Origin of the sequence: Paracoccus methylarcula, assembly GCF_003007735.2 — a bacterium.
In the GTDB taxonomy this organism is placed as follows: domain Bacteria; phylum Pseudomonadota; class Alphaproteobacteria; order Rhodobacterales; family Rhodobacteraceae; genus Paracoccus; species Paracoccus methylarcula.
Genome location: NZ_PXNQ02000011.1, coordinates 39095 through 61321 on the forward strand (window position 1 = coordinate 39095; position 22227 = coordinate 61321).

A 22227-nucleotide genomic window follows, 5' to 3' on the forward strand; every position below is an offset into this window, starting at 1 on the left:
GGTCGGGCGGACAGTAGGTCGGGCCTAGCGGCGGGTCAATTGCCGCAGCATCCCGTGCAGGATGCGGACATCGCCCCGGGTCAGCACCAGCCGCGACCACATGTTACGCAGGTTCAGCCGCATATTGGCGGCCTTGGATTCGGGAAAGAAGAAACCCGCCTCGGTCAGCTTTTCCTCGTAATGATCGCCGAGCCGTTCGATCTCGACCCGGTCGGCCAGCATCTCGCCCACCGGGCGGCGGCCATGCGGGGCGGGTTCGGGCGGCATCTCGACGCGGCCCCATTCGTAACCCATCAACAGCACCGCCTGCGCCAGGTTGAGCGAGGGGAAATCGGGATTCACCGGCACCGTCACGATGGCATTGGCGCGGGCGACATCGTCATTTTCCAGCCCTGCCCGCTCGGGACCGAAGATGATCGCGACGCGGCCCTGATGGCTGCGCGCCACCTCCATCGCCGATTGCGGGCTATGGACGGGTTTGGACAGTTCCCGCCCCCGCGCGGTGGTGGCGAATGCGAATTCCACGCCCTCCATCGCCTCGGCCAATGTCGGATAGACCCGTACATGGTCCAGCACCCGGCCCGCCGCGCCCGAGGCCATCGCCACCGCCTTCGGATTGGGCCAGCCATCGCGCGGCGCGACCAGCCGCATCTCGGTCAACCCGAAATTCAGCATGGCGCGGGCCGCGGCGCCGATATTCTCGCCCATCTGCGGGCGGACAAGGATGATGACGGGTCGGTGATCGCTTTGCATGACCTGCGCAATAGTCCGTCTGGCGGCGGCGGGCAAGCTGCGCTATCTGCGGCAATGCGAAGCGGTCCGGATCCGAAGTTCGAGATTTCCGGGAACGGCCTGCGTCCCGCGACGGCCGGGGGCTCTGCCCCCGGACCCCCGGGGATATTTGGATGAAGAAGAACAGGGGACGCGCGGGCGGCAGTCCGGTTAAGCGCTTGCAGTCGCCCTGCCGGAATGTGAAAGAATATAAGATATGACAGAGGCACCGCAGCTTTACCTGATGACTCCCGCCGGCGCGCAGGCCTCGGCGCTCGGCCCCCTGCTGGCCGAGGTGATGGACCGGTTCCCCGTCGCCTGCCTGCGCATCCGTGGCGGCGCGGAAGAGGATGACCTTGGCCGGCTTGCCGACCTGGCGCGCGAGATCGCCCATGCCCGCGACGTGGCGGTGGTCATCGACGACCACCTGCGGCTGGCACAGCGGCACGGGCTGGACGGGGTGCATCTGACCGATGGCGCGCGCGGCGTGCGCGCGGCGCGCAAGGAACTGGGCCCGGATGCCATCATCGGCGCCTACTGCGGCGCGTCCCGCCATGACGGCATGAGCGCGGGAGAGGCCGGGGCGGATTACATCAGTTTCGGTCCGGTCGGCGAAACCGCCCTGGGGCGCGGCGCCCCTGCCCCGTTCGAGCTGTTCGAATGGTGGTCCGAGATGATCGAGATCCCGATCGTGGCCGAAGGAGCGCTTTCTCGCGAACTGATCCAGGATATCTCGGCCGCCTGCGATTTCATCGCCATCGGTCCCGAGATCTGGAGCGAGGACGATCCGGTCGCGGCGCTATCCGCGATATGGGGCTGATCGCGGCCAAGGCATCGATCCAACCGTTCCCTTGCCGCCAGCCGCAGCCTTGCTACACTGCCCCGGAACGGAGGAATGAAAATGACCTATCAAGGTTCCTGTCATTGCGGAGCGGTCGAATTTTCGGTCGAGGGCGATTTGCCTTCGGAGGTCATGGAGTGCAATTGCTCGCATTGCCGCCGCAAGGGTTTTCTCCTGACATTCGTTCCGGCCGGGCAATTCACGCTGATCAGCGGCGCCGAGAAACTGTCCGGCTATCGCTTCAACGCCCATGTCATCGAGCATCGCTTCTGCGCGGTTTGCGGAACGCAGCCCTTCGCCGAGGGCGAGCAGAACGGCCAGCCCGTGCGGGCGATCAATATCCGCTGCGTCGCTGAGGCCGATCTCGACCGGATCAAGCGGATGCCCGTGGACGGGGCGTCTTTCTAGCGCCCCGCGAAGACGTCAGAGAATCAGCGGGGTCCGATTCCCGGCGGCAAAGCGGCGCAGCACCGCCGGATACAGACGATGTTCCTGCTCCAGCACCCGGGCGGCCAGCGCTTGCGGCGTATCTCCGGGCAGCACCGGCACCCGCACCTGCCCCAGGATCGGGCCGGAATCGAGTTCGGGCGTAACCTCGTGAACGGTCGCCCCGGCCTCGGCATCGCCAGCGGCAAGCGCCCGGGCATGGGTATCGAGCCCCTGGTATTTCGGCAAAAGAGACGGGTGGATGTTCAGCATCCGTCCCGAGAACCGGGTCACGAATCCCGGTGTCAGGATCCGCATGAACCCCGCCAGGCAGATGATATCGGGTTCCGCGGCCAGCAACGGCTTCAGCAGGGCCGCCTCGAATCCCGCCCGGTCACGCGGAAATTCGCGGTGATCCACGGCGGCGGTGGCGATCCCCTTTGCCGCCGCCTTGTCCAGCCCGCCCGCAGCCGGATCGTTCGAGGCCACCAGGACCGGCCGCGCCGGGTGATCCCCGGTCATGTCCTCGACCAGCCGCAACATGTTCGAACCACCGCCCGAAATCAGGATCGCAACCCGTTTCACGCAAGCGTTCCGCCATATGTGACACCTTCACAGGAAACGACCTTCCCGATGGGATACACGCGCTCTCCGGCGTCGCCCAGCAGATCGGCCAGCGCCTTCGCCCGGTCCTCTGCCACGGCAAGGATCATTCCGATCCCGCTGTTGAAGGTCTTCAGAATCTCGTCCTGACCGATGCCGCCGGCCTCCGCCAGCCACTTGAAAACAGGCGGCAAGGACCAGGAGTCCAGGTCGATCTCGGCGCCCAGCCCCCTGGGCAGGACCCGCGGCAGGTTCTCGGTCACGCCGCCGCCGGTGACATGCGCCAGCGCATGCACCCCGCCTGCCCGGATCGCCGCCAGCGCCGGACGCACATAGAGCCGCGTCGGCATCAGCAGCGCCTGCCCCAGTGAGGCATCGGCGAAAGGCGCGGCGTCCTCCCATCCCAGCCCCGCATGCTCCGCCACCTTGCGCACCAGGGAATAGCCGTTGGAATGCACGCCATCCGAGCCCAGCCCGAGCAGCACATCGCCTGCGGCCACATTCGCAGGCAGGGCCGTGCCGCGCTGCATCGCACCGACGGCGAAACCGGCCAGGTCGAAATCGCCGTCGTGATACATGCCGGGCATCTCGGCCGTCTCGCCGCCGATCAGCGCACAGCCTGCCTCCTTGCAGCCCCGAGCGATGCTTTCGACGACCCGGGTCCCCTCATCGACCGACAGCTTGCCGGTTGCGAAATAGTCGAGGAAGAACAGCGGCTCGGCACCCTGGCACACGAGATCATTGACGCACATGGCCACCAGGTCCTGGCCGATGCCGTCCAGATGCCCGGTATCGATGGCGATCCTCAGCTTGGTGCCGACTCCATCGGTCGCGGCAACCAGCACCGGATCGTCATAACCGGCTGCCTTCGGATCGAACAGCGCGCCGAAACCGCCAAGCGCATCCATGACGCCGGATCTCGCGGTCGCGGCGGCGGCCGGCTTGATCCGTTCCACCAGCGCATTCCCCGCGTCGATATCGACACCCGCGTCGCGATAGCTGATCCCGTTCTTTGTCATGGCGGCCCCCGGCTCTATGTCGCGCCCCCGATAGCCCAAGGCGAGCATTGGAGCAACGAGAATGCTTGACCAAATCCCAAGCTGCGACTAGGCAGATGCCGCTGCAGGGGCCTGTAGCTCAATTGGTTAGAGCAGGGCGCTCATAACGCCTTGGTTGGGGGTTCGAGTCCCTCCGGGCCTACCAGCGAAGGATTTATCCGTTTAGCATCAATACACTACGCAAAAGCGCCTCCAGGTGGAGAATCATTTGGGGCAGCTCACTCGGTGTCATTGGTCAGTAAGCGACGTGGTTCACCGACAATCTGGTTTGATCCGGCGATTGTCTGGTCACCCTCCCCCGAGCGGCAGACGGGTCCGCCATCAAGTTCACAGCGATGCGGCCATCCAAGTCTGCCTGATTCTGAACGTGCTGTCGGCATGCCGTTTCGGCAAAGGACGGGCCTTGTCGAAAGTCTGCGCGGTCTGCAAGGCCGAACCGGACGGTTTCGTGTTACGGCACGTTATGCCGCCGTCAAAACACTCTGACGGTGGATATTCCCTACCGGGGCGGCAACAATCCGTTGCATTTGCCGATCGACAGCACCGGCATAAAGGCGAAGGGTGACCGCCTTCGGGTCGGGAGACATGTGCAAGATAGAACGGAAATCACCGCGAAACTGTCTATCGCACCGAGGAAACAGGCGCTGATTGCACATTGCTACGGCACGACCTGCTTCAGCCGCACCAAATCTCCCAACCAGGCTACGATGCCTCATTACAGTCGAGATCTTCCGGATGATAGGTAAACAAAACTGCTCAGTTCATTAGCGGGATGATTATTGGCCTGAGCCCCGGTCACTGACGCCATGAGATTCGGGAAACGCTTCGCGACATCCAGGTCGATCGAGGTGCTGCCGTGATGTCTCTGGAGATGACACGTGAATCCTTTCAGAACATTCTGCTGATGCTCGTATTTCTGGAACTGCCTCGCCCAGGCATTAAACATGTAACCGGAGAGATGCCGGCCATCCTCCTGTGACATCGCCGCTAACATGCGTTCGGCATCAGAGCAAAGCTGCCTGGTTTTTGGAGGAACGAACAGCAGTCCAAAGGGGGCTTTGTTCACCGGGACGATGCTATGCAGATCTACAATTGCATTATATGCGGCGGCACGGTTGTCTTCAGCCATCAGGGAGAAAATCTTCAAGATCAGGAGATGGGCATGAAATCTCGAATTCGGTTCGATCATTCTGATCGCTTTGTCATAGAGGGCCACCGCCGCACCGATCTTGCCACTGCTGGCCTGGATCTGCCCCTTCATGGCATAGACCTCAGCGAACGACGTGCTGCATCCGAGGGCTTCATCCGTCAGCCTCGCCGCGAGTTCCAGATAGCCCCGATTAATGAAGCGTAGGAGCTTGGCGATCGCCAGGAGCAGTTGCGGGTTGTCATGCGCGTCAGGCAGAGCTCTGAGTGCCAGGTCCTCGATTTCCGCTTCCAGAGTCCCCCATGCGGCACGAGTCATCGGCGCATTGTAGATGCTTCGGATGAGTTTCTCATAGTTGTTGAGCGCCAGCATTACCGGAATCTCTGGTCCGGCAGGCCCATTCTCGCGCTCGAGGTGCAAGTATGCCACGGCCTCAGGCCACCTGGCGCCGACATCGAGCGACATCAAGTCAACCTCGGATCCAGTGTCTGTCAAAGACGCGTGACGCCAAAGGGCGCATGCAATCTCATGTGACAAGTCGTCGATGGGATCATAATCGCCATCTTGCAGCCATGTTCGCCGGAATGTTCCAATGATCCGGCGCGATCGACCTTCCCGTAGCGCCAACGCCAGATGGACGTGATCAGTTTCGATGTGCGTGCTGATATCGAGCGTGAAATCAAGATCGTCATGTCCCTGCGGATCGGGATTCCAATCGGGACAGGGAATAACGGTTTGCTGTCCACCAGCCGCGGCTGCAATAGCCGATGCGAGCTGACCTGGGAAATCCCCCATGGCATCCTGGTCATCGCTCGAACCGTAGACCGGGCCGACGAGCAGGAAGGCCGAGATCGGTTTTGACTTGACCGGATCGGCGACCCAGACATAGCCATCGCCATACCGGGTTGCGATGAAGCGAGAGTCCCTGGCGGTATCGCCGAGACGCTTGCGAAGCCGATTGACGAGATAATCGATATTTCGCTCGGACAGCTTGCCACTCTTACCGCCCAGGGCCTCAAGTAATTCCGAGCGGGTAATCAGGGTGTGCGGATGACGGATGAACTGCAACAGGAGCGCGTGTTCCTGTCGGGAAAAGTGAATTGTCGTGCCGTCCTTACGCATCGCTGTGAGCATATCTGGCTGAAATATGAGATCGTGATAGCAAGCCAAACCGCCCCCTTAGTCTTGACTTTTCAAGATTTCCTCGTCCCGGGTCCGAAAGCAAATCGACGAATGACGGCACACAGACTCGTCTTTCAGCCGGGGGTAAAGACCTGCCGCAAGGACTATCTTACGGCAGGTCGGCCAATTTTCCTACTGTCCGCGGCAGAATTGCGCAATCTGTTCGTCGCTGAACGGAGCCCCTCTGCGCTTTCGCGCGACGAGCTGACCTTTGTCATTGCGCGAGCAGGTGACATGATCCGATATGGATGCAGTCGGCTTCTGATCTGCGAAATTCAATGCGATCAGATCGATCTGTCCACGGCAGTGTTGCGAGATCTGCGCATTGCTGAACGGGGCATCACCGCGCTTCCTGGCAACAATTTGCCCGCTGTCATTCCGCGAGCATGTCACGTAATCGGCGATGGAGCCCATCGATCCCGCGGCCACCGGCTCAGTGGAAGCAAAGCTCGGTGCAGTCCTCTGCCCGCGACCCGCACGTCCAGCGGTCCGGCGCTCTGATGAAGAACAGATGCTGCTGGCAGGTATGCTCCCGACCTGGCGGAGGGCCGCACAGGCGCCCGGATCCCTTGAGGCGATCATGATCAGCGCAGCCTGACCCTGACCCATCTGGGCCAGCAGGCAAGCCTCGTCGACCTGGGTCACCCCCCCGGAGGCTCCGCCACCTATGATAGAGATGCCGATGCTTCCTGCCAGCCCGCAGGGATGCCCCGACCCCATCGATGGCGGCTGAACCGAGGGGGCTGACCGCACCTCGTAGGACCCGCTATAGTCATGCTGGGTCCTGGTCGTGGATCGGCCGCGCTGATCGAGATAGATCTGGGCATTGGATGTACCGCCGGATGCCGAGGCAGCCGCAGAGCTTTCGACATGCGCTGAACTCGATGAACTGGAATTCGCGTCACTGCTGGTCGTCTGGGCCCCAGCCTGGGGGACCCAGATGGCCGACGCGGTGAGGATTGATATCACGGCGACAGCAGCAGGAACGATACGTCTATTATTGCTATACATTGTATTTTCCTCCCCTCCGAACGCAGAGGTGGTGTTGAAGGCCGGAGCCGGCACGTTCGGACACCCACCCCGGCCAACTTAGGCCGCTTATGCAGGCCTAAGCCGTTGCACCAACAATCACGGGAAAGTGGTGCCGAACCCGCCGAAAGCACCCGCAGAGCTTCCGTTCGTACCGGCATATCCGCCAGAGGCGAGACCGCCGCCGAAGCCGATAGAGGTCGTCGTTGATGTGTTGTTCACAGCACCGCTGGCCGTGGTAACAGAACCGGATCCGGAAGCTGCACCACCAAAACCGATGGTCGTGAATCCACCGGCAGCGCCGGTAGAGGTCAGCCCCATGCTGGTTGAGTTGGACGCCGTCGAAACTCCACCAAACGTGCCTGCCCCGGATTCACCGCCAAATTCGGCACCGCTAGTGGAATCGGACCAGGAACCGGTACCAAGAACCGTATCAGCCGATGCTGCGCCCACGGTAAAAAACACCGCTGAAGCGGCAATAAACAACTTTTTCATTTTGATATCTCCCTTGCTGGAAACGACTCCCTGCCGTTTCGAAAAATACAATTAGCAATAATCCGCTTATTAATCAATTATATTTCGCAAATAACCGCCGATAGTAAAAATACAATATATATCATGATATTGCCCATTATACATGATAAAAAATGACAAAAATAATCAAATTTATAAATAAACCTTATTGATTTACTTTATATTATAATCGCATGATCTTGGGCTGGTATAATTTGCATGTATTTTTGGATTATTCAACCTGAGGATGAGCGAAACATTCAAAATCAGATGATATATGTCGATCTATACATGTTTAATAAAATTTATAACGCGATATTTCGGCAATTAACTGCAACATGGAGCGCAATAAACGACAAATCCAAACACTTTGAGTGCATTTACCTTCACTTATTGCGATTTTATTTTAAGATTGCAACAAATCAAATAATTCACGCGCAATTCTCACTGTTTCCTGCACAAATTATTTTCCGGCGTCAAAGTCAAATAATTCACGCAAGAATCCTCCGAAAAACACGTTCCGCTCATTTAGCCATGCGATACGCCGTGACGCGAATCAGCGGCTCTTCCCGACTTCATTGCGTCGAACGGGGCGCTGTTGCAGAATTGACGTTTGAGACGTGACTTTCCCTTACCCCGCAATCCTCATGCCACGCGGACGATCTCGGCCGTGTCGAGTGCGCTGAACCAGTTCAAGAGAGCGATGCGGATACCCCGGCTTTGATCGCACTCATGGCGAAGCCCCCGAGAACTTGGTGTCTCCTAATTTTTCCGCGCTGGATGAACCGAATCTAGGTTTGCTGAACATCGTGCCAAGATTGTCCCCGAGATAGCTTTGTCGCTGGTTAGCTCCAGAACAGCGTGTTCGCCAGCTTGAGGTCTTCGAGAACCTTCGGCCATGATTGCCAGATGGTCGTGGGTTTCCACCATGATCGTTGCTGGGTGGCAAGATACTTGCGGCAAGCGGCAGGCAACTCTTGATTATTGCACACTTCGGCGAGGAGGCTGATAGTTCACTCCGTCCGCACTGTGAACACTCGGTCATGCGCAGCAAAAGGTTGCTTTCGACGCCGATCCCAAAGGCAGAAGCAATTTCTGACAATGAAGGCAGAACTTTATGATGCTTTTCATGAGTGATTTGGTGGAGCCAAGGGGAGTCGAACCCCTGACCTCTTGAATGCCATTCAAGCGCTCTACCAACTGAGCTATGGCCCCACCGGAGGTCTCGCAAGATGTCTCAACCATCTCGCGTGGAGCGTCGTATAGGGGGCGGTTGCCCGGGGTGCAAGCGGAAAATTCGCGATAACCGGACGATTTTTCCCGACCGCAAGCAAGCCCGGCCCGGCCCTGCGCGCCATATGAAAACGGGGCCGAATGGCCCCGCTCAACTCTTCTTCCGGATGTTTCTTTTCAGGCCCGGCCGGTTCTGGCATCAAGGCTGATCGGGCCGGGGCCGGCAAAGAACAGGTAGAGAAAGACAAAGCAATAGAGAATCGCCGCGTCGCCGCCATTCAGTGCCGGGAACGGACCCTGCGGCGCATGTGCCATCCAGTAGGCGACGGCCATCTGCCCCGACAGCAGGAACGCAACCGGGCGGGTGAAAAGGCCCAAGATCAGCAGGGCGCCGCCAACCAGTTCCATGATTCCGGCGATCCACGGCAGGGACATCACCCCCGGGTTCATGTCACTGGCCGGAAAGCGAGGATCTTCTGCGTGCCATGCGCCATGAAGATCAGTGCCGAGACGATCCGCAGCACGCTGAGCATATAGGGCGAATAACGCGAAAGGAATTTGAGAGACATCGTTCGTTTTCCTTGGATCAAATAGGGGCGCCCCAGAGCTCCGCGATCACGGTCTCCGGGTTGGACCTAGTCATCGTCCTCATCATCGGCGACATCGGCAATGTCGTCCAGGGACACGTCGCCGTCGTCGTCATCGTCTTCCAGCAGGTCATCATCCAGATCCCCGCCTTCGGTATCCAGCTCCTCGCTGTCATCGACCAGATCGGCCTTCTGCTCGCGCGATGACGTCTTTTCGCTGACCAGCGACTTGGTGCGCCCTTCGCTCAGGCTCTCCACGGTCATCTCGCTGCCGCAGGCCGGACAGGTCATCGGATCGTTGTTCAGGTCATAGAACCGGGTCGCACAATGCGGGCACAGACGTTTCGTGCCCCATTCCTCTTTGGGCATGGTATTCTCCTTCCGCCGCGATTAGGGAATTTCGCGATCCCCTGCCACATGGTCCCGGGGGTGTCAAAGGCTTTCTTCCCGACCGCATGAATGAGGCAAAAGCGGTGACCGAGACGATCACGACCTCCAGCGGCTTCCGGATCGCGCTGCGCCGCTCTGCGCGGGCAAGGCGGATGACGCTGCGCGTGCCCCGGGCTGGCGGAGATCCGGTGCTGACCCTGCCGCCCCGGGTCAGCCTGAGCGAAGGCCGCGCATTCGCCGAGGCGCAGGCCGAATGGCTGCGCCGGGCCACCTCGCGCCAGGTCGTGGCGCAGCCGGTCGAAAGCGGGGCACTGCTTCCGGTCGGGGGGCGCCTGCTGCGGGTCACGCCCTTCCCGATCCGCAATGCCCGTATCGAGGGCGAGGCGCTGCTGATCCCGCGCAACCGGCCCGCCGCGCCCGTGATCCAGGCATTCCTGAAGCATCTGGCGCAGCAGCGCCTGCACGCCGCCTGCGACGGCTTTGCGACGGCTCTGGGGCGCGATTACCGCAGCATCGTGCTGCGCGATACCAGATCGCGATGGGGAAGCTGTTCCTCCGACGGGCGGCTGATGTTCTCCTGGCGGCTGGCGATGGCACCGCCTGCAGTGCTGAATTACGTCGCCGCCCACGAGGTCGCGCATCTGGCCCACATGGATCACTCGCCGCGCTTCTGGGCGCAGGTCGAAACGCTGATGCCCGGCCACAAGCCATATCGCGACTGGCTGCGCCTGCACGGCAACGAATTGCTGGCATGGCAATTCCGCGATTGACGGCGCGGGCGCTTGTGATCACATATCGGCCATGAATTCTACCCGCCCCGCCGATCCCGCCGCGCATGAACGGCTTTACCGCAGCCTTCGCAGCCGCATCATGCTGGGCGAGTTGCCGCCCGGCCATGCCATGACCCTGCGCGGGCTGGCGCGAGAATATCACATGTCGATGACCCCCGCGCGCGAGGCGGTGCGGCGACTGGTGGCCGAGGGGGCGCTGACCCTGTCGGGCTCGGGCCGGATCTCGACGCCCGAGCTGTCGGATGAGCGGATCGAGGAATTGGCCGCCATGCGCGCCCTGATCGAGCCGGAGCTGGCTGCCCGCGCCCTGCCCCGCGCCCATTTCGCGCTCATTGACCGGCTTGCCACCGTGAATGCACAGATCGGCGACGCGGTCGAGCGTCACGATGCGGTCGGCTATATCCGCTGCAACCTGGATTTTCACCGGATGCTTTACCTGCGGGCGCAGGCGCCGCTGATGCTGGCCATGCTGGAGACGATCTGGCTGCAGCTTGGCCCGACGATGCGGCAGCTTTACGGCCGCGTCCGCCGCAACGAGCCGCCCCGCCATCACCGGATGATCCTGGCCGCGCTGCGCGCCGGGGACGAGCCCGCCCTGCGCCTTGCCATCCGCGCCGATGTGACCCATGGATTGCGGCACCTGACGGCGGCATGAGCAGGCGGGCGAGGCCGCCGGGGATACAGACATCACGATGAAAGGCGAAAACATCATGGCAGAGGCGGATATCGGGCTGATCGGGCTTGGAACCATGGGATCGGCGCTGGCGCTGAATATTGCGGAGAAGGGCTTTCCCATCGCGGTCTACAACCGCACCGCGCAGGTGACGCGCAATTTCCATGCCGGGGCGGGCGAACTCGCCCCCCGCGTGATCCCGACGGAAAGCCTCGCAGAACTGGTCGCCGCGATCAAACCTCCCCGCGCGATCATCCTGATGGTGCCCGCGGGCAGCCCGGTGGATCAGCAGATCGAGGCGCTGGCGCCGCTGCTGGACCCGCAGGACATGGTGATCGATGCCGGCAACGCGAATTTCCACGACACCAACCGCCGCGCCGAGGCGGACCTGCCGATGCGCTTTCTGGGCATGGGCGTCTCGGGCGGCGAGGACGGCGCGCGGCACGGCCCCTCGATCATGGGCGGCGGCGCAGGGCAGGACTGGGACCGTATCGCCCCGATCCTGACCGCCATCGCTGCCAGGGCCGAGGACGGCACCCCCTGCGCCACCCGGATGGGCGAGGCCGGGGCCGGGCATTTCGTCAAGGCCGTCCATAACGGCATCGAATATGCCGATATGCAGATGATCGCCGAGATCTACGGCCTCATGCGCGACGGCATGGACCTGCCCGCCGACCGCATCGCCGCGACCTTCGAGAGCTGGAATGACGGCCCGCTGCAATCCTACCTGGTCGAGATCTCGGGCAAGGTGGCGCGCGCACCGGATCCGCATTCCGGCAAGCCGATGCTCGACGTGATCCTTGATCGCGCCGGGCAGAAGGGCACCGGCCGCTGGACCGCCATCGAGGCGCAGCACCTTGCCGCCCCCATCCCGGTGATCGAGGCGGCGGTGATGGCGCGCAATGTCTCGGCCCGGCTGGAGGAGCGGAAGGTGGCCGAAGAGCGTTTCGGCCCCGCCCCCCAGCCTTGCGATCTTGACGAGGGCTTGCTGGAACGCGCCCTGATCGCGGGCAAGATCCTGTGCTATGCGCAGGGCTTCGCGATGATCTCGGCGGCGTCCGACGCGTTCGGCTGGTCCCTGCCCCTGCCCGATATCGCCCGCGTCTGGCGTGCAGGCTGCATCATCCGTTCGACGATGCTCAACGACATGGCCGAGGCGCTGACCGAAAATCCCGGGCGCAACCTGATCATGGCGCCCGGCTTTGCCTCGCGCATCGAAGAGGCCCTGCCCGCCCTGCGCCGGGTCGTGTCCGAGGGTCTGGCCAAGGGCCATCCCCTGCCCGCGCTGGCACAGGGCCTGACATGGTTCGACATGATGCGCACCGGGCGCGGCACCGCGAACATGATCCAGGCGCAGCGCGATTTCTTTGGCGCGCATGGGTTCGAGCGCCTTGACGGGCGCGACGATCCGCATGGGCCTTGGGGGGCATAGCGGCGCGATCCGGGGGACCTTTTTCCCGCCTCTGGCTTGCGTCCCGCGATGGCCGGGGGGTTCACACCCCCCGGAACCCCCGTGGGATATTTCCATGAAGAAGAAGTTGTAGGCGCCCTGTGCAGGTGACGGTAACCGAAGGCCCGGCCGCGATTCGTGTTGCAGCCGGGCTCATCGTTTGGGCTCAGACCATGCGGCCAAGGCGCAGCCGGGGCAGCGAGGCCGCCGCAGCGCACCATGCCAGCAGGGCGCAAAGCGTGATCCCGGCAACCATGGTCGCGGATGTGTTATCCATGAACGGCCCCGTGACCGCGATCATCAGTCCCCCGGTCAGCATCTGGATCGTGCCGCCAAGCGACGAGGCGAGCCCCGCGATATCGGGATGCGGGTCCAGCGCCATCACCATCGTGGTCGGAATGACCAGCCCGAGGCAGGCATTTGCCGCGAGCAGCCCGGCCACCACCAGTGGCAGTGCATCCGCCCCCGACCAGACCAGCGCCGTCAGCATCAGCGTCAACCCGGCGAACCCGGTGATCGCCAGCGAGATGACCCGCTCCATCCCGAATTGCTCGGCCAGGCGTCCCGCGAATTGCGAGGCGCTGAAGAAGCCGATGGCATTGATCGCGAAGGCGATCGAGAAGCCGGTCGGACTCAGCCCGTATTGATGCTTGTAGACGAAGCTCGCCGTGGACAGGAAGACGAAGAAGCTGGCCATGCCGAAACCGCCGATCATGGTCAGTCCCATGAAGCGCTTGTCGGTCAGAAGCCGCCGCGCCCCCGCCATCATCTGCCCGATCCGGACCGGCTGCCGGTTCCGCGGCTCCGAGGTCTCGGGCAGCACGACAAGGATCAGGAACAGGCTCAGCAACGCCGCCGCCCCCAGCACTCCGAAAATCTCGCGCCAGCTGCCCCAGGCCATGACCAGCGAGCCGGTCAGCGGTGCCAGCATGGGCGAGATCGAGATGACGATCATGATCGCCGCCATCATCCTGGCCGCAGCCGGTCCGGTGGCGACATCGCGGATCACCGCGCGCGGCACCACCATCAGCGTCGCCGCGCCGAAGCCCTGCACCGCCCGGGCCAGGATCAGCCAGCCGATCGTGGGCGCCAGCGCCGCCGCGACGGTCGCGACCAGGAAGATCGCCACCCCCAGGACCATCGGCTTCTTGCGCCCGATCGCATCGGCCATCGGGCCATAGATCATCTGCGCGATCCCGAAGGCGATGAAATAGGAGGTCAGCGTCAATGCCGCACCGGCCTCGGTCGTATCGAGATCGGCGGCGACCTGCGGCATCGCGGGTAAATACATGTCGATCGCGAAGGGACCGACGGCGGATAATAACCCCAGAACAAGGGCCATGCGGAACAATGGGTCACGCATCGTAATCAACCTATGATGTAGATATGAAAGGACGGCGCACAGAATCGCGCCATGGATTTCGCCGCCGCCGTATCCGATATTTGCCACCGGCTCACGAATTTGGCAACCCCCCGCGCCACCGGAATGCGGAACTTCGCCGTCTTGATGGCTGCCTCGGGTGGCGCTATCTGCTGCCGCCATGGCCAAGCTCTATTTCCATTACTCGACGATGAATGCCGGCAAGAGCACGCTCCTGCTGCAAGCCTCCTACAATTATCGCGAACGGGGGATGCAGACGCTTCTGCTGACCGCCGCGCTGGACGACCGGGCCGGAAGGGGCCGCATCGCCAGCCGGATCGGCATCGCCGATGACGCGCTGACCTTCGACAGCCGAAGCGACCTCTTCGCGCTTATCGAAGAGCATGGCAAGACATCTGCCTGCATCTTCATCGACGAGGCGCAGTTCCTGACCCGCGAACAGGTCTGGCAACTGGCCCGCGTGGCCGACGACCTGAAGATCCCCGTCATGTGCTATGGCCTGCGCGTCGATTTCCGGGGCGAGCTGTTCCCCGGCTCTGCCGCCCTGCTGGCACTGGCCGATGACATGCGCGAGGTCCGCACCATCTGCCATTGCGGCAGGAAAGCCACCATGGTGATCCGCCGCGATGCCGGGGGCCGCGCCATCACCGAAGGCGCGCAGGTGCAGGTCGGCGGCAACGAGACCTATGTCTCGCTCTGCCGCCGCCATTGGCGCGAGGCGGTGGGGCGGTGATGTCCACGTCCTTGACATGCGGATAAGGCCGAAACAAGCTGCATGTCTGTGCTCGGGGATTGCTCGCCCCCCAAGTTTTCCATAGAAGTTTACCTGTAATCAGTAAAAGGGTATGTGCGATGTATAATAAGCAGGACTTCCAAAAAATTTATTCTAATCTGGAAGCATTATTGAAAACGGAATCCGGAGATCCGCTTATTTGCAGTCTTTACGAATGTAAAAATGCTCCGGGCGCCACCACATTTGTCTGTACGGATGGCAGCACCGAACTCCACGTGGCCGAAGCATGTAATATTGCGTCGGTCGTCAAGTCTTTGGAATTAATACTATCACTACCTCAAACAGATGATGACTGCGAGGATTTTTCTGAAATAATGTTGCTGCGTTTGGATGTTCTCAGGGAGTATATCCGCGATCTGTTAGGCGACACATATACTCAAGAACAGGACGCAGAGAGACTGGTCCGAAACTGGGCAGGCTTTCTGAAGCATCCCCGTGGATTTGCCTTGGCTCATCGCTGCGACTTTGAATGGGAGGACGCGGAAGGCATCCTGCGACTGGACAACGAGGCAGTGAAGGAATTTGGCCGGATACGGCAGAATGATGATAAGGATCGTGCCAAGGAAAAATACCGAAACAACCCGGTCGAGGTTATCCTTCCAACGGTTGACGAAATCGAGAGCTTTTTCAAGGTGTGCCAAAACCGTATGCAAGCGGCCATTGAAAAGTATAGATAACGTCCAGTCCGTTGCATCTGTATCGTCGCCATCAGGAAGTGAGATCCTAACTCCTAGAGAGTGATTTCTCCGCTGCCATGCGGACCCATCCCGGGCCCTTGCCGAAATCTTTCCACGCTGCCAATCTGTTAGGCAGGGAGAGAGTGATGATGGACAATCTGACGCCGCGCGAGGGACTCGATTCAGCCGAGATGGGGGTGATCGCCCATCTCTACCGGGGCGAGATCTATCGCTCGACCCTGTGGCGAACGCGGCTGGACACGACGACCAACTGGTCGGTGGTAACCCTGGGCGTGGCGCTGTCGATCGCCTATTCCTCGCCACAGGCCTCGCCCCTGCCTCTGGTGCTGGTCGGGATCCTGATCGTCTTCTTCCTGATGCTCGAGGCGCGGCGCTATCGCTATTTCAATGTCTGGCGGGCGCGCTGCCGCTGGATCGAGCTGCATTTCATGGTGCCGATGCTGACCGAGGGCGATCTGCACATGGAAGAGCGCTGGCAGGAGCGGCTGGCCGAGGATTACCGCCGCCCTTCCTATCATGTCAGCATGTGGACGGCGGTCGGGCGGCGGATCCGGCGCAATTATTTCTGGATCCTGCTGATCCAGACCATCGCCTATCTGGGCAAGCTGATCGTCCATCCCGGTCCGCTGCAATCTCCCGGTGAACTCCTCGAACGTGCCTCCATCGGGCCCTTTCCCGGCTGGCTGGTGCTGGGGTTCGGCGCATTCTATTGTTCGAGCTGGGGCGCGATCGCGCTCTGGAGTGCGCGCAGCGACGCCGAGCGCGCCCGGCATCGCAACGATCCCCTTGGCATGGGTTGAACCGCGATCACGACGATCCGCCATGCAGAGCATGCGGATATTGTGCTGCCCCCGGGCGATTGACATAAGCACATATTCGTATTCTTGATTGCCACAGAGGGCGCCTCGGGCGATCGACATGGAAGGGGCGGCATATGCTGGAGATCGGCTATTGGGGCGCGGCATTGGCGGGTATCCTGTCCTTCCTGTCGCCCTGCGTCCTGCCGATGGTGCCCTTCTACCTGTCCTACATGGCCGGGCTCTCGATTTCCGAGTTGCGCGGCGAGGACCGGATCGCCGCCGGGGCCACCGGCCGCCTTGTCACCTCATCCATCGGCTTCGCGCTCGGCGTGACCACGATCTTTGTGCTTCTGGGCCTGGGCGCGACAGCGCTTGGACAGCTATTTGCCCAATGGAAACAACCGCTTTCCTATGCCGCCGCGGCGGTGTTGGCACTGTTCGGGCTGCATTTCCTCGGCATCATCCGCATCCCTTTTCTCTATCGCGAGGCAAGACTGGACGGCCCCGCCAAACCCGCCGGCATCGCGGGAGCCTATGTCATGGGCCTCGCCTTCGGCTTTGGCTGGACACCCTGCGTCGGCCCCGCCCTTTCCGCGATCCTGCTGATCGCTCGGGCAGCGGCGATCTGTGGCGCGGCGGCACGCTGCTGCTGGTCTTCGGGCTTGGCATGACCTTGCCCTTCGTGCTGGCGGCGGGCTTTGCCCGGCCCTTCCTTGCCTGGGCGGGACGCAAGCGCAAATATCTGGGATATGTAGAGAAATCGATGGGGGTCATGCTGATCCTCTTCGCGATCCTGATTGCGACGAATACGGTGAACCTGATCGCTGCCTGGATGATCAGGCATTTCGACTGGTCCGCGACACTCATCTGAGGGAGGATGACATGGGTTTTCTTCGCGCCACCCTGCTGACACTGGCCCTCGCCCTGCCCGCCGATGCGGTCACGCTTGGCGATGACGGGCTGTATGACGAGCCCTGGATCCGCGAAACCTTCATGGATCTGCGCGAGGATCTTGCCGAAGCGAATGCCGAGGGCAAGCGTCTTCTCATCCTGATCGAGCAGCGCGGCTGCATCTATTGCACAAAAATGCATGAGGAGGTGTTTTCGGACCCGACCATCGCGCAACTGATCTCGGACAATTATTTCGTCATCCAGATCAACATGTTTGGAGATATTCCCGTCACCGATTTCGACGGCACCGAACGGCCCGAGAAAGAGATGGTGAACCGTTGGGGGGCGATGTTCACGCCGACCATGATCTTTTTGCCGGAAGAGGTCGAGGATGGCGCCACCGCCGCCCAGGCCTCGGTCGCGACCATGCCCGGCGCTTTCGGCAAGGGGACGACCACGGCGCTTCTGGAATGGGTCCGCGATCATGGCTATGACGCGGAAGAGAATTTCCAGAAATATATGCAGGACAAGGCCAGTGGGTCGAACTAATTCCCCAAGCCCGTCTCGCGCAGGTAATGGCGCAGCGCATCCGCTACATGGCGAAAGCGGTCACCGCCCAGATGCTTGCCGCCATACCAGCGCGTGACGACCACCACGTGATCCTGCAACCCGGCGCGCTCCAGCATCTGCAACATCAGCGCCCCCGCCCCTGCCTCGCCATCGTCATCCTTGACCGGCTCTCCGCCCAGAATCGCCGCCCATGTGTTATGCGTCGCCTTGGCAAAGCGCTTGTTCCGCTTCAGTTCCGCAATGAATGCCGCAACCTCGTCCCGGTTCCTCGCCGTCCCGCCCGAAACCGCATAACGCGACCCGCGATCCGAGATGATCTTGTCGAAAACCTGCATAAACCCTTCTTCTTCATGAAAATATCCCGGGGAGCCAGCCCGAACGGGCTGGGCGGGGGCAGAGCCCCTTTCCCCTATTCCGCCTCCAGGAACGCCCTTATCCGCTCACCGGCCTGCGCGATTCCCAGCACCCCGTCCAGATGCCCGCGCGTGCCTTCCAGTTCGACGAACTCCACGGGCGTTCCGTCCGATTTGATGATAGCCCCCGTCTCGCGCACCGCGTTTCCGGGAAAGACCAGGTCCTCGTCGGTATGGATCAGCATCACCGGCACGTCGATATCCAGCAAACCCTGGTACAGGCTGCCCTCGGGATGGCCTGCGACGAATTGCTGGTTGGCGCGCACGAGATACAGGAAGTGGTTGGCGTCCGACACCGATGCCCGCGCCGCGCCCGCCCCGTTCAGGACATCCACGACCTTGTAATCATTCGCCCAATCCTCCCCGGGATCTGCACCCTCCTCGGCCCAGTCCCGCCCGAATGCGCCATTGGTCCATTCCGCCGAATTCGCATGCAGCGTCACGATCTTGAGCGCCTGCGCCAGCCCCGCCTCCGGAGCCTCTCCGTCATAATAATCTCCGCCGTTCCAGTTCGGGTCCAGCCGGATCGGCGAGCCCCAGACATCCAGCCAAGCGATGAGGTCGGCATCCGCCCAGCCCGAGGAGATCACCGGGATCACCCGCTCCAGCCGGTCGGGATAGCGCGCCGCCCATTCATAGCTTTGCAACCCGCCCATCGAGGCGCCCATGACGGCATGCCATTTCTCGATCCCCAACTGTTCCATCAGGCCCAGTTGCGTATCGACGAAATCGCCGATGGTCAGGATCGGGAAATCCATGCCCCAGGGCTTGCCCGTCTCGGGGTTGATCGTCGCGGGCCCGGTAGTGATGACATTGGGATCATGCGCGCCCAGATTGACCGGCGTATCGACCGAGACGACGAAATACCTGTCCGTGTCGATCGGCCTGCCCGAGCCGATGATCGAATCCCAGTAACCGGGCGCGGCATCGTCCTCGCTGTATTTCCCCGCCGCATGGCTGTTGCCGCTGAAATAATGCGGGATCAGGATCGCGTTGTCCCCGGCCTCGTTCAACTTGCCATAGGTCTCGTAGCCCAAGCGCATCTCGGGGATGACCTCCCCGCCGCGCGTGGTGAAATTCTCCAGGGTAAATTCCTGTTTCTCGACCAAAGGCTCGTAACCCGCGGCCGGTCCGGCCAGCATCACGGCGATCATTGTCGTCAGACGCATCGATATCCTCCCTCGTTGCGCGCTCAGGGAACATCGCGCAAACCGGAAAGTCCAGCGCCCCCGGAACCAGAGCGGGTGGCCAGCCCGGCCGGTCTTGCCCTATGTTCGCGCCAACAGCACAGAAGGAGCCCGACATGCTACCCTCCCGATCCGAGTTCCCCGGTGATTTCATTTTCGGCGCCGCGACCGCCGCCTACCAGATCGAAGGATCGGGTTTCGGCGGTGCGGGACCGTCGCATTGGGACACATTCGCCGCCACTCCCGGCAATATCGCCGATGACAGCAGCGGGGCGCGGGCCTGCGATCATTATCACCTGTGGGAAACCGATCTCGACCTGATGCGCGATGCGGGTTTCGACGCCTATCGCTTCTCGACATCATGGGCGCGGGTCATGCCGGATGGCCGGACCCTCAATCCCGAGGGGCTGGATTTCTACGACCGCCTTGTCGACGGGATGCTGGAGCGCGGGTTGCAGCCCTTCCTGACCCTGTATCACTGGGACCTGCCCGCCGTACTCGCGGATCAGGGCGGCTGGCGCAATCGCGACATCGCCGCGCTCTTCGCCGATTATGCCACTGCCGTTCAGGCCCGTCTCGGCGACCGGCTCGCCAGCATCGCGACGCTGAACGAGCCCTGGTGCATCGCGTGGCTGTCGCATTTCCTTGGCCATCACGCCCCCGGCCTGCGCGACATCCGCGCCGCGAGCCGCGCCATGCATCACGTTCTGCTGGCACATGGCACCGCGATGGAGGCGTTGCGTGCCGATGGCGCGCGAAATCTCGGCATCGTGCTGAATTTCGAAACTTCGCATCCCGTGGACGACAGTCCCGAAGCCGCGGAATCCGCGGCCCGGCAGGACGCGATCTATAACCAATGGTTCATCCGGGCGCTGATGGGACAAGGCTATCCCGAAACCGCGCTGGAGGGGATCGGTCCGCATCTTCCCGAGGGCTGGCAGCACGACATGGAACGCATCGCCGCGCCGCTGGATTGGCTGGGGGTGAATTACTACACCCGCAAGCTGCATGGCCATCTTCCCGGACCATGGCCCAACGACCGGGCCGAGGATGGCCCGCTGCCCAGGACCCGGATGGGCTGGGAAATCCGTCCCGAGGGGCTGAGCGAATTCCTGGTCCGGCTGGCCCGCGATCATATCGGCGATCTGCCGGTGCTGGTGACCGAGAACGGCATGGCCCTGGAGCCCGGCGAGGACGTCACCGAGGATGCGGCGCGCGTGGCCTTTATCGGCGAGCACCTGCGGGCGGCCAGATCGGCGCTGGATCAGGGCGTCAACCTGCGCGGATTCTTCTACTGGTCGCTGCTGGACAATTACGAATGGGCGTTCGGCTATGGTCCCCGCTTCGGGTTGGTGCATGTGGATTATGCCAGCATGAAGCGCACGCCCAAGGCGAGCTGGCATGCATTTCGGTATATGATGCGCGGGTAGATTAGCATACAATACCCACAACCAGGACGATCTCAATGCATATATAATTATTTTAAATCAATGACTTAATTGTATATTTAACCATCAGTTCATCGCGATGGAAAATATTTGACTCCCTTGCGGGTTGCCGCCAAGTTGCCAGTTGTGAATCGGGGGAATCACGTTCCGCAACATTGGTTTGGCCTGCTCTTGTCTCGCCGCATCCAAGCGGATCATGAATTGACACAAGGGGAATTACAGACATGGCTTCATTTGCATCATGGGGTTGGATCACCGGGGAAAACGTTGGCTTGGATTCTTCGGGGTTTGTCGGATATACGTTTGATCCAAATGCAATTTACACTGAGGGGACGATCCGTGACGGGGATGAGGACGGTCGGGTATCCCCCCGTAACAGCGGCGGCTTCCATCCGAATGATGGCTGGGGTTTCAACGGTCAGGCTTACCAGGTGTCCCGTAACTGGACATTTGAAGCGACGGTTACCTACGCTGACGGAACGACCTCTACCGCAAACATAACCGGGGCGCGTCTGGTTGATCCGGATAACGATGCATCCGATCCGCTCCACAGCACCATGATGTTCCGGTTGCAAGACGGCGCGATGTTTGCCACCGCCGATGGCGGTACCGATGACGGAAACGGCGAATATGTTTACGCCATGGAGGACATCACCTCGATCGAGATCACCAGTGTTGTCAGCGAAGATACCTGGCGAAACCCGGATAATAACGATGATTTCTGGCCGGCAGTGGTGTGCTTCTCCGCAGGCACGCTGATCGAAACCTCCCGTGGCTCGGTGGCAGTGGAAAATCTGAACCGGGGCGACATGATCCGCACCAGGGATAACGGCTTCCAACCCATCCGCTGGATCGGATCGCGCAAGATCGGCACCGCCGAGCTGGAGCGTAATCCCGGGCTCCGCCCGGTCCGGATCGCTGCGGGTGCGCTTGGGAACGGCCTGCCCCTTCGCGATCTCGTGGTCTCGCGTCAGCACCGGGTCCTGGTGCAATCGCCCGAACTCGACATGGCCGAGGCCCTGGTTCCGGCCAAGGACCTGTTGGCCCTGCCAGGGGTCGAGATCCTCGATCATCTCGAACATGGGGTCGAGTATTTCCATGTGCTTTGCGAGAATCACGAGGTGCTGCTTGCCGAAGGCATGCCGGCCGAAAGCATGCTGACGGGAACCGAGGCCCTGAAGGCGCTGGACGACACCGCGCGCGAGGAAATCGCGATCCTGATGCCGGAATTGCGGAATGTCGATTACGTCCCGACCCCGGCCCGCAGGCTTCTCAATGGCAAGCCGGCCCGCAAGATCGTTCAGCGGCATCTTGAAAGCAGGGACCCCCTGTCGGCTCGGGTCCTGTAACCC

Annotated in this window: 23 protein-coding genes, 2 tRNA genes and 2 pseudogenes; 14 read left to right on the forward strand and 13 right to left on the reverse strand. The window is 61.6% G+C overall.

Annotation, left to right across the window (positions count from 1 at the left end; genetic code table 11):
• Window positions 1-24: 24 nt before the first annotated feature.
• Window positions 25-753, reverse strand: coding sequence for an RNA methyltransferase (locus A7A09_RS16495; RefSeq protein WP_106692431.1), 729 nt, complete (start codon window positions 751-753; stop codon window positions 25-27).
• A gap of 235 nt (window positions 754-988) precedes the next feature.
• Here A7A09_RS16495 and A7A09_RS16500 point away from each other — a divergent pair, with 235 nt between their 5' ends.
• Together A7A09_RS16500 and A7A09_RS16505 are read left to right on the forward strand one after the other, a co-directional pair.
• Entirely contained in the window at window positions 989-1591 is a 603-nt protein-coding gene (locus A7A09_RS16500; protein ID WP_106692432.1) for a thiamine phosphate synthase, read from the forward strand.
• Window positions 1592-1672: 81 nt separating this feature from the next.
• Window positions 1673-2020 carry a GFA family protein gene (locus A7A09_RS16505; protein ID WP_106692433.1) on the forward strand — a complete coding sequence of 116 codons (348 nt, stop codon included), beginning with the start codon at window positions 1673-1675 and terminating at the stop codon, window positions 2018-2020.
• A 15-nt stretch (window positions 2021-2035) separates the two neighbouring features.
• Here the strand turns inward: A7A09_RS16505 and purN are convergent, their stop codons facing one another.
• Both purN and purM read right to left on the reverse strand, forming a co-directional pair.
• Window positions 2036-2623 carry a phosphoribosylglycinamide formyltransferase gene (gene purN / locus A7A09_RS16510; protein WP_106692434.1) on the reverse strand — a complete coding sequence of 196 codons (588 nt, stop codon included), beginning with the start codon at window positions 2621-2623 and terminating at the stop codon, window positions 2036-2038.
• A complete protein-coding gene (gene purM, locus A7A09_RS16515) occupies window positions 2620-3660 on the reverse strand; it encodes a phosphoribosylformylglycinamidine cyclo-ligase (protein ID WP_106692541.1) in 1041 nt (346 codons plus the stop codon). Before purM ends, purN begins: the two co-directional genes overlap by 4 nt.
• Before the next feature lie 107 nt (window positions 3661-3767).
• Here purM and A7A09_RS16520 point away from each other — a divergent pair.
• Window positions 3768-3844, forward strand: a tRNA-Ile gene (locus tag A7A09_RS16520).
• A gap of 95 nt (window positions 3845-3939) precedes the next feature.
• A pseudogene (locus tag A7A09_RS16525) lies at window positions 3940-4263 on the forward strand (transposase); the annotation flags it as partial.
• Window positions 4264-4414: 151 nt separating this feature from the next.
• Here the strand turns inward: A7A09_RS16525 and A7A09_RS16530 are convergent.
• From A7A09_RS16530 to A7A09_RS16555, 7 genes are all read right to left on the reverse strand, one after another.
• Window positions 4415-5968 (reverse strand): winged helix-turn-helix domain-containing protein, encoded by a 1554-nt coding sequence (locus A7A09_RS16530; RefSeq protein WP_211341164.1) that lies wholly within the window; start codon window positions 5966-5968, stop codon window positions 4415-4417.
• Window positions 5969-6160: 192 nt separating this feature from the next.
• Entirely contained in the window at window positions 6161-6673 is a 513-nt protein-coding gene (locus A7A09_RS20590) for a hypothetical protein (RefSeq protein WP_148043701.1), read from the reverse strand.
• A 483-nt stretch (window positions 6674-7156) separates the two neighbouring features.
• Window positions 7157-7552: a hypothetical protein gene (locus A7A09_RS16540; RefSeq protein WP_106692437.1), complete on the reverse strand. Its 396-nt coding sequence runs from the start codon at window positions 7550-7552 to the stop codon at window positions 7157-7159.
• A gap of 1157 nt (window positions 7553-8709) precedes the next feature.
• Window positions 8710-8785 (reverse strand) — tRNA-Ala (locus tag A7A09_RS16545).
• A gap of 195 nt (window positions 8786-8980) precedes the next feature.
• The gene (locus A7A09_RS16550; RefSeq protein WP_245999405.1) at window positions 8981-9253 is read right to left on the reverse strand and encodes a DoxX family protein; all 273 of its coding nucleotides are present in this window, start codon (window positions 9251-9253) and stop codon (window positions 8981-8983) included.
• The gene (locus A7A09_RS21895; protein ID WP_281277611.1) at window positions 9250-9372 is read right to left on the reverse strand and encodes a hypothetical protein; all 123 of its coding nucleotides are present in this window, start codon (window positions 9370-9372) and stop codon (window positions 9250-9252) included. The genes A7A09_RS16550 and A7A09_RS21895 overlap by 4 nt, the downstream gene beginning before the upstream one ends.
• Window positions 9373-9438: 66 nt before the next feature.
• On the reverse strand, window positions 9439-9759 hold the full coding sequence (locus tag A7A09_RS16555; protein WP_106692438.1) for a TIGR02300 family protein: 321 nt from the start codon (window positions 9757-9759) through the stop codon (window positions 9439-9441).
• A gap of 104 nt (window positions 9760-9863) precedes the next feature.
• Between A7A09_RS16555 and A7A09_RS16560 the strand changes: the two genes are divergently transcribed.
• The 3 genes from A7A09_RS16560 to gnd are packed head-to-tail and all read left to right on the forward strand — an operon-like array spanning window position 9864 to window position 12676.
• A complete protein-coding gene (locus A7A09_RS16560; RefSeq protein WP_245999407.1) occupies window positions 9864-10550 on the forward strand; it encodes a M48 family metallopeptidase in 687 nt (228 codons plus the stop codon).
• A gap of 31 nt (window positions 10551-10581) precedes the next feature.
• Window positions 10582-11226, forward strand: coding sequence for a GntR family transcriptional regulator (locus tag A7A09_RS16565; RefSeq protein WP_106692440.1), 645 nt, complete (start codon window positions 10582-10584; stop codon window positions 11224-11226).
• Between the two features lie 55 nt (window positions 11227-11281).
• Complete coding sequence (gene gnd / locus A7A09_RS16570) at window positions 11282-12676, forward strand: NADP-dependent phosphogluconate dehydrogenase (RefSeq protein WP_106692542.1); 1395 nt, start codon at window positions 11282-11284, stop codon at window positions 12674-12676.
• A gap of 184 nt (window positions 12677-12860) precedes the next feature.
• Here gnd and A7A09_RS16575 read toward each other — a convergent pair whose 3' ends face one another.
• Window positions 12861-14057: a multidrug effflux MFS transporter gene (locus A7A09_RS16575; protein ID WP_106692441.1), complete on the reverse strand. Its 1197-nt coding sequence runs from the start codon at window positions 14055-14057 to the stop codon at window positions 12861-12863.
• A 178-nt stretch (window positions 14058-14235) separates the two neighbouring features.
• On the opposite strand from A7A09_RS16575, the gene A7A09_RS16580 reads away from it, so the two are divergent.
• From A7A09_RS16580 to A7A09_RS16600, 5 genes and pseudogenes are all read left to right on the forward strand, one after another.
• The gene (locus A7A09_RS16580) at window positions 14236-14808 is read left to right on the forward strand and encodes a thymidine kinase (protein ID WP_106692442.1); all 573 of its coding nucleotides are present in this window, start codon (window positions 14236-14238) and stop codon (window positions 14806-14808) included.
• A gap of 119 nt (window positions 14809-14927) precedes the next feature.
• Window positions 14928-15545, forward strand: coding sequence for a hypothetical protein (locus A7A09_RS20595; protein ID WP_148043702.1), 618 nt, complete (start codon window positions 14928-14930; stop codon window positions 15543-15545).
• Between the two features lie 146 nt (window positions 15546-15691).
• Window positions 15692-16366: a DUF2270 domain-containing protein gene (locus tag A7A09_RS16590; RefSeq protein WP_245999408.1), complete on the forward strand. Its 675-nt coding sequence runs from the start codon at window positions 15692-15694 to the stop codon at window positions 16364-16366.
• Between the two features lie 134 nt (window positions 16367-16500).
• Window positions 16501-17237: pseudogene (locus A7A09_RS16595) on the forward strand (cytochrome c biogenesis CcdA family protein).
• 11 nt (window positions 17238-17248) lie between these two features.
• Entirely contained in the window at window positions 17249-17806 is a 558-nt protein-coding gene (locus tag A7A09_RS16600) for a thioredoxin family protein (RefSeq protein WP_106692444.1), read from the forward strand.
• On the opposite strand, the gene A7A09_RS16605 is transcribed toward A7A09_RS16600, so the two are convergent.
• Together A7A09_RS16605 and A7A09_RS16610 are read right to left on the reverse strand one after the other, a co-directional pair.
• Window positions 17803-18162 carry a YigZ family protein gene (locus A7A09_RS16605; RefSeq protein WP_106692445.1) on the reverse strand — a complete coding sequence of 120 codons (360 nt, stop codon included), beginning with the start codon at window positions 18160-18162 and terminating at the stop codon, window positions 17803-17805. The two genes, A7A09_RS16600 and A7A09_RS16605, sit on opposite strands and share 4 nt — an antisense overlap.
• Before the next feature lie 74 nt (window positions 18163-18236).
• Complete coding sequence (locus A7A09_RS16610; protein ID WP_106692446.1) at window positions 18237-19409, reverse strand: E22 family MetX-like putative esterase; 1173 nt, start codon at window positions 19407-19409, stop codon at window positions 18237-18239.
• 134 nt (window positions 19410-19543) lie between these two features.
• Here A7A09_RS16610 and A7A09_RS16615 point away from each other — a divergent pair, with 134 nt between their 5' ends.
• Together A7A09_RS16615 and A7A09_RS16620 are read left to right on the forward strand one after the other, a co-directional pair.
• A complete protein-coding gene (locus A7A09_RS16615; RefSeq protein ID WP_106692447.1) occupies window positions 19544-20857 on the forward strand; it encodes a GH1 family beta-glucosidase in 1314 nt (437 codons plus the stop codon).
• Window positions 20858-21459: 602 nt separating this feature from the next.
• Window positions 21460-22224, forward strand: coding sequence for a Hint domain-containing protein (locus tag A7A09_RS16620; RefSeq protein ID WP_245999410.1), 765 nt, complete (start codon window positions 21460-21462; stop codon window positions 22222-22224).
• Window positions 22225-22227: the final 3 nt, after the last annotated feature.

What these genes read in the sequence shown, in the direction of transcription:
- A7A09_RS16495 (WP_106692431.1), bottom strand. Translation starts at nt 753, where the DNA reads ATGCAAAGCGATCACCGACCCGTCATCATCCTTGTCCGCCCGCAGATG.
- A7A09_RS16500 (WP_106692432.1), top strand. Translation starts at nt 989, where the DNA reads ATGACAGAGGCACCGCAGCTTTACCTGATGACTCCCGCCGGCGCGCAG.
- A7A09_RS16505 (WP_106692433.1), top strand. Translation starts at nt 1,673, where the DNA reads ATGACCTATCAAGGTTCCTGTCATTGCGGAGCGGTCGAATTTTCGGTC.
- purM (WP_106692541.1), bottom strand. Translation starts at nt 3,660, where the DNA reads ATGACAAAGAACGGGATCAGCTATCGCGACGCGGGTGTCGATATCGAC.
- A7A09_RS16530 (WP_211341164.1), bottom strand. Translation starts at nt 5,968, where the DNA reads ATGCGTAAGGACGGCACGACAATTCACTTTTCCCGACAGGAACACGCG.
- A7A09_RS16540 (WP_106692437.1), bottom strand. Translation starts at nt 7,552, where the DNA reads ATGAAAAAGTTGTTTATTGCCGCTTCAGCGGTGTTTTTTACCGTGGGC.
- A7A09_RS16550 (WP_245999405.1), bottom strand. Translation starts at nt 9,253, where the DNA reads ATGAACCCGGGGGTGATGTCCCTGCCGTGGATCGCCGGAATCATGGAA.
- A7A09_RS21895 (WP_281277611.1), bottom strand. Translation starts at nt 9,372, where the DNA reads ATGTCTCTCAAATTCCTTTCGCGTTATTCGCCCTATATGCTCAGCGTG.
- A7A09_RS16555 (WP_106692438.1), bottom strand. Translation starts at nt 9,759, where the DNA reads ATGCCCAAAGAGGAATGGGGCACGAAACGTCTGTGCCCGCATTGTGCG.
- A7A09_RS16565 (WP_106692440.1), top strand. Translation starts at nt 10,582, where the DNA reads ATGAATTCTACCCGCCCCGCCGATCCCGCCGCGCATGAACGGCTTTAC.
- gnd (WP_106692542.1), top strand. Translation starts at nt 11,282, where the DNA reads ATGGCAGAGGCGGATATCGGGCTGATCGGGCTTGGAACCATGGGATCG.
- A7A09_RS16575 (WP_106692441.1), bottom strand. Translation starts at nt 14,057, where the DNA reads ATGCGTGACCCATTGTTCCGCATGGCCCTTGTTCTGGGGTTATTATCC.
- A7A09_RS16580 (WP_106692442.1), top strand. Translation starts at nt 14,236, where the DNA reads ATGGCCAAGCTCTATTTCCATTACTCGACGATGAATGCCGGCAAGAGC.
- A7A09_RS20595 (WP_148043702.1), top strand. Translation starts at nt 14,928, where the DNA reads ATGTATAATAAGCAGGACTTCCAAAAAATTTATTCTAATCTGGAAGCA.
- A7A09_RS16590 (WP_245999408.1), top strand. Translation starts at nt 15,692, where the DNA reads ATGATGGACAATCTGACGCCGCGCGAGGGACTCGATTCAGCCGAGATG.
- A7A09_RS16600 (WP_106692444.1), top strand. Translation starts at nt 17,249, where the DNA reads ATGGGTTTTCTTCGCGCCACCCTGCTGACACTGGCCCTCGCCCTGCCC.
- A7A09_RS16605 (WP_106692445.1), bottom strand. Translation starts at nt 18,162, where the DNA reads ATGCAGGTTTTCGACAAGATCATCTCGGATCGCGGGTCGCGTTATGCG.
- A7A09_RS16610 (WP_106692446.1), bottom strand. Translation starts at nt 19,409, where the DNA reads ATGCGTCTGACGACAATGATCGCCGTGATGCTGGCCGGACCGGCCGCG.
- A7A09_RS16615 (WP_106692447.1), top strand. Translation starts at nt 19,544, where the DNA reads ATGCTACCCTCCCGATCCGAGTTCCCCGGTGATTTCATTTTCGGCGCC.
- A7A09_RS16620 (WP_245999410.1), top strand. Translation starts at nt 21,460, where the DNA reads ATGTTTGCCACCGCCGATGGCGGTACCGATGACGGAAACGGCGAATAT.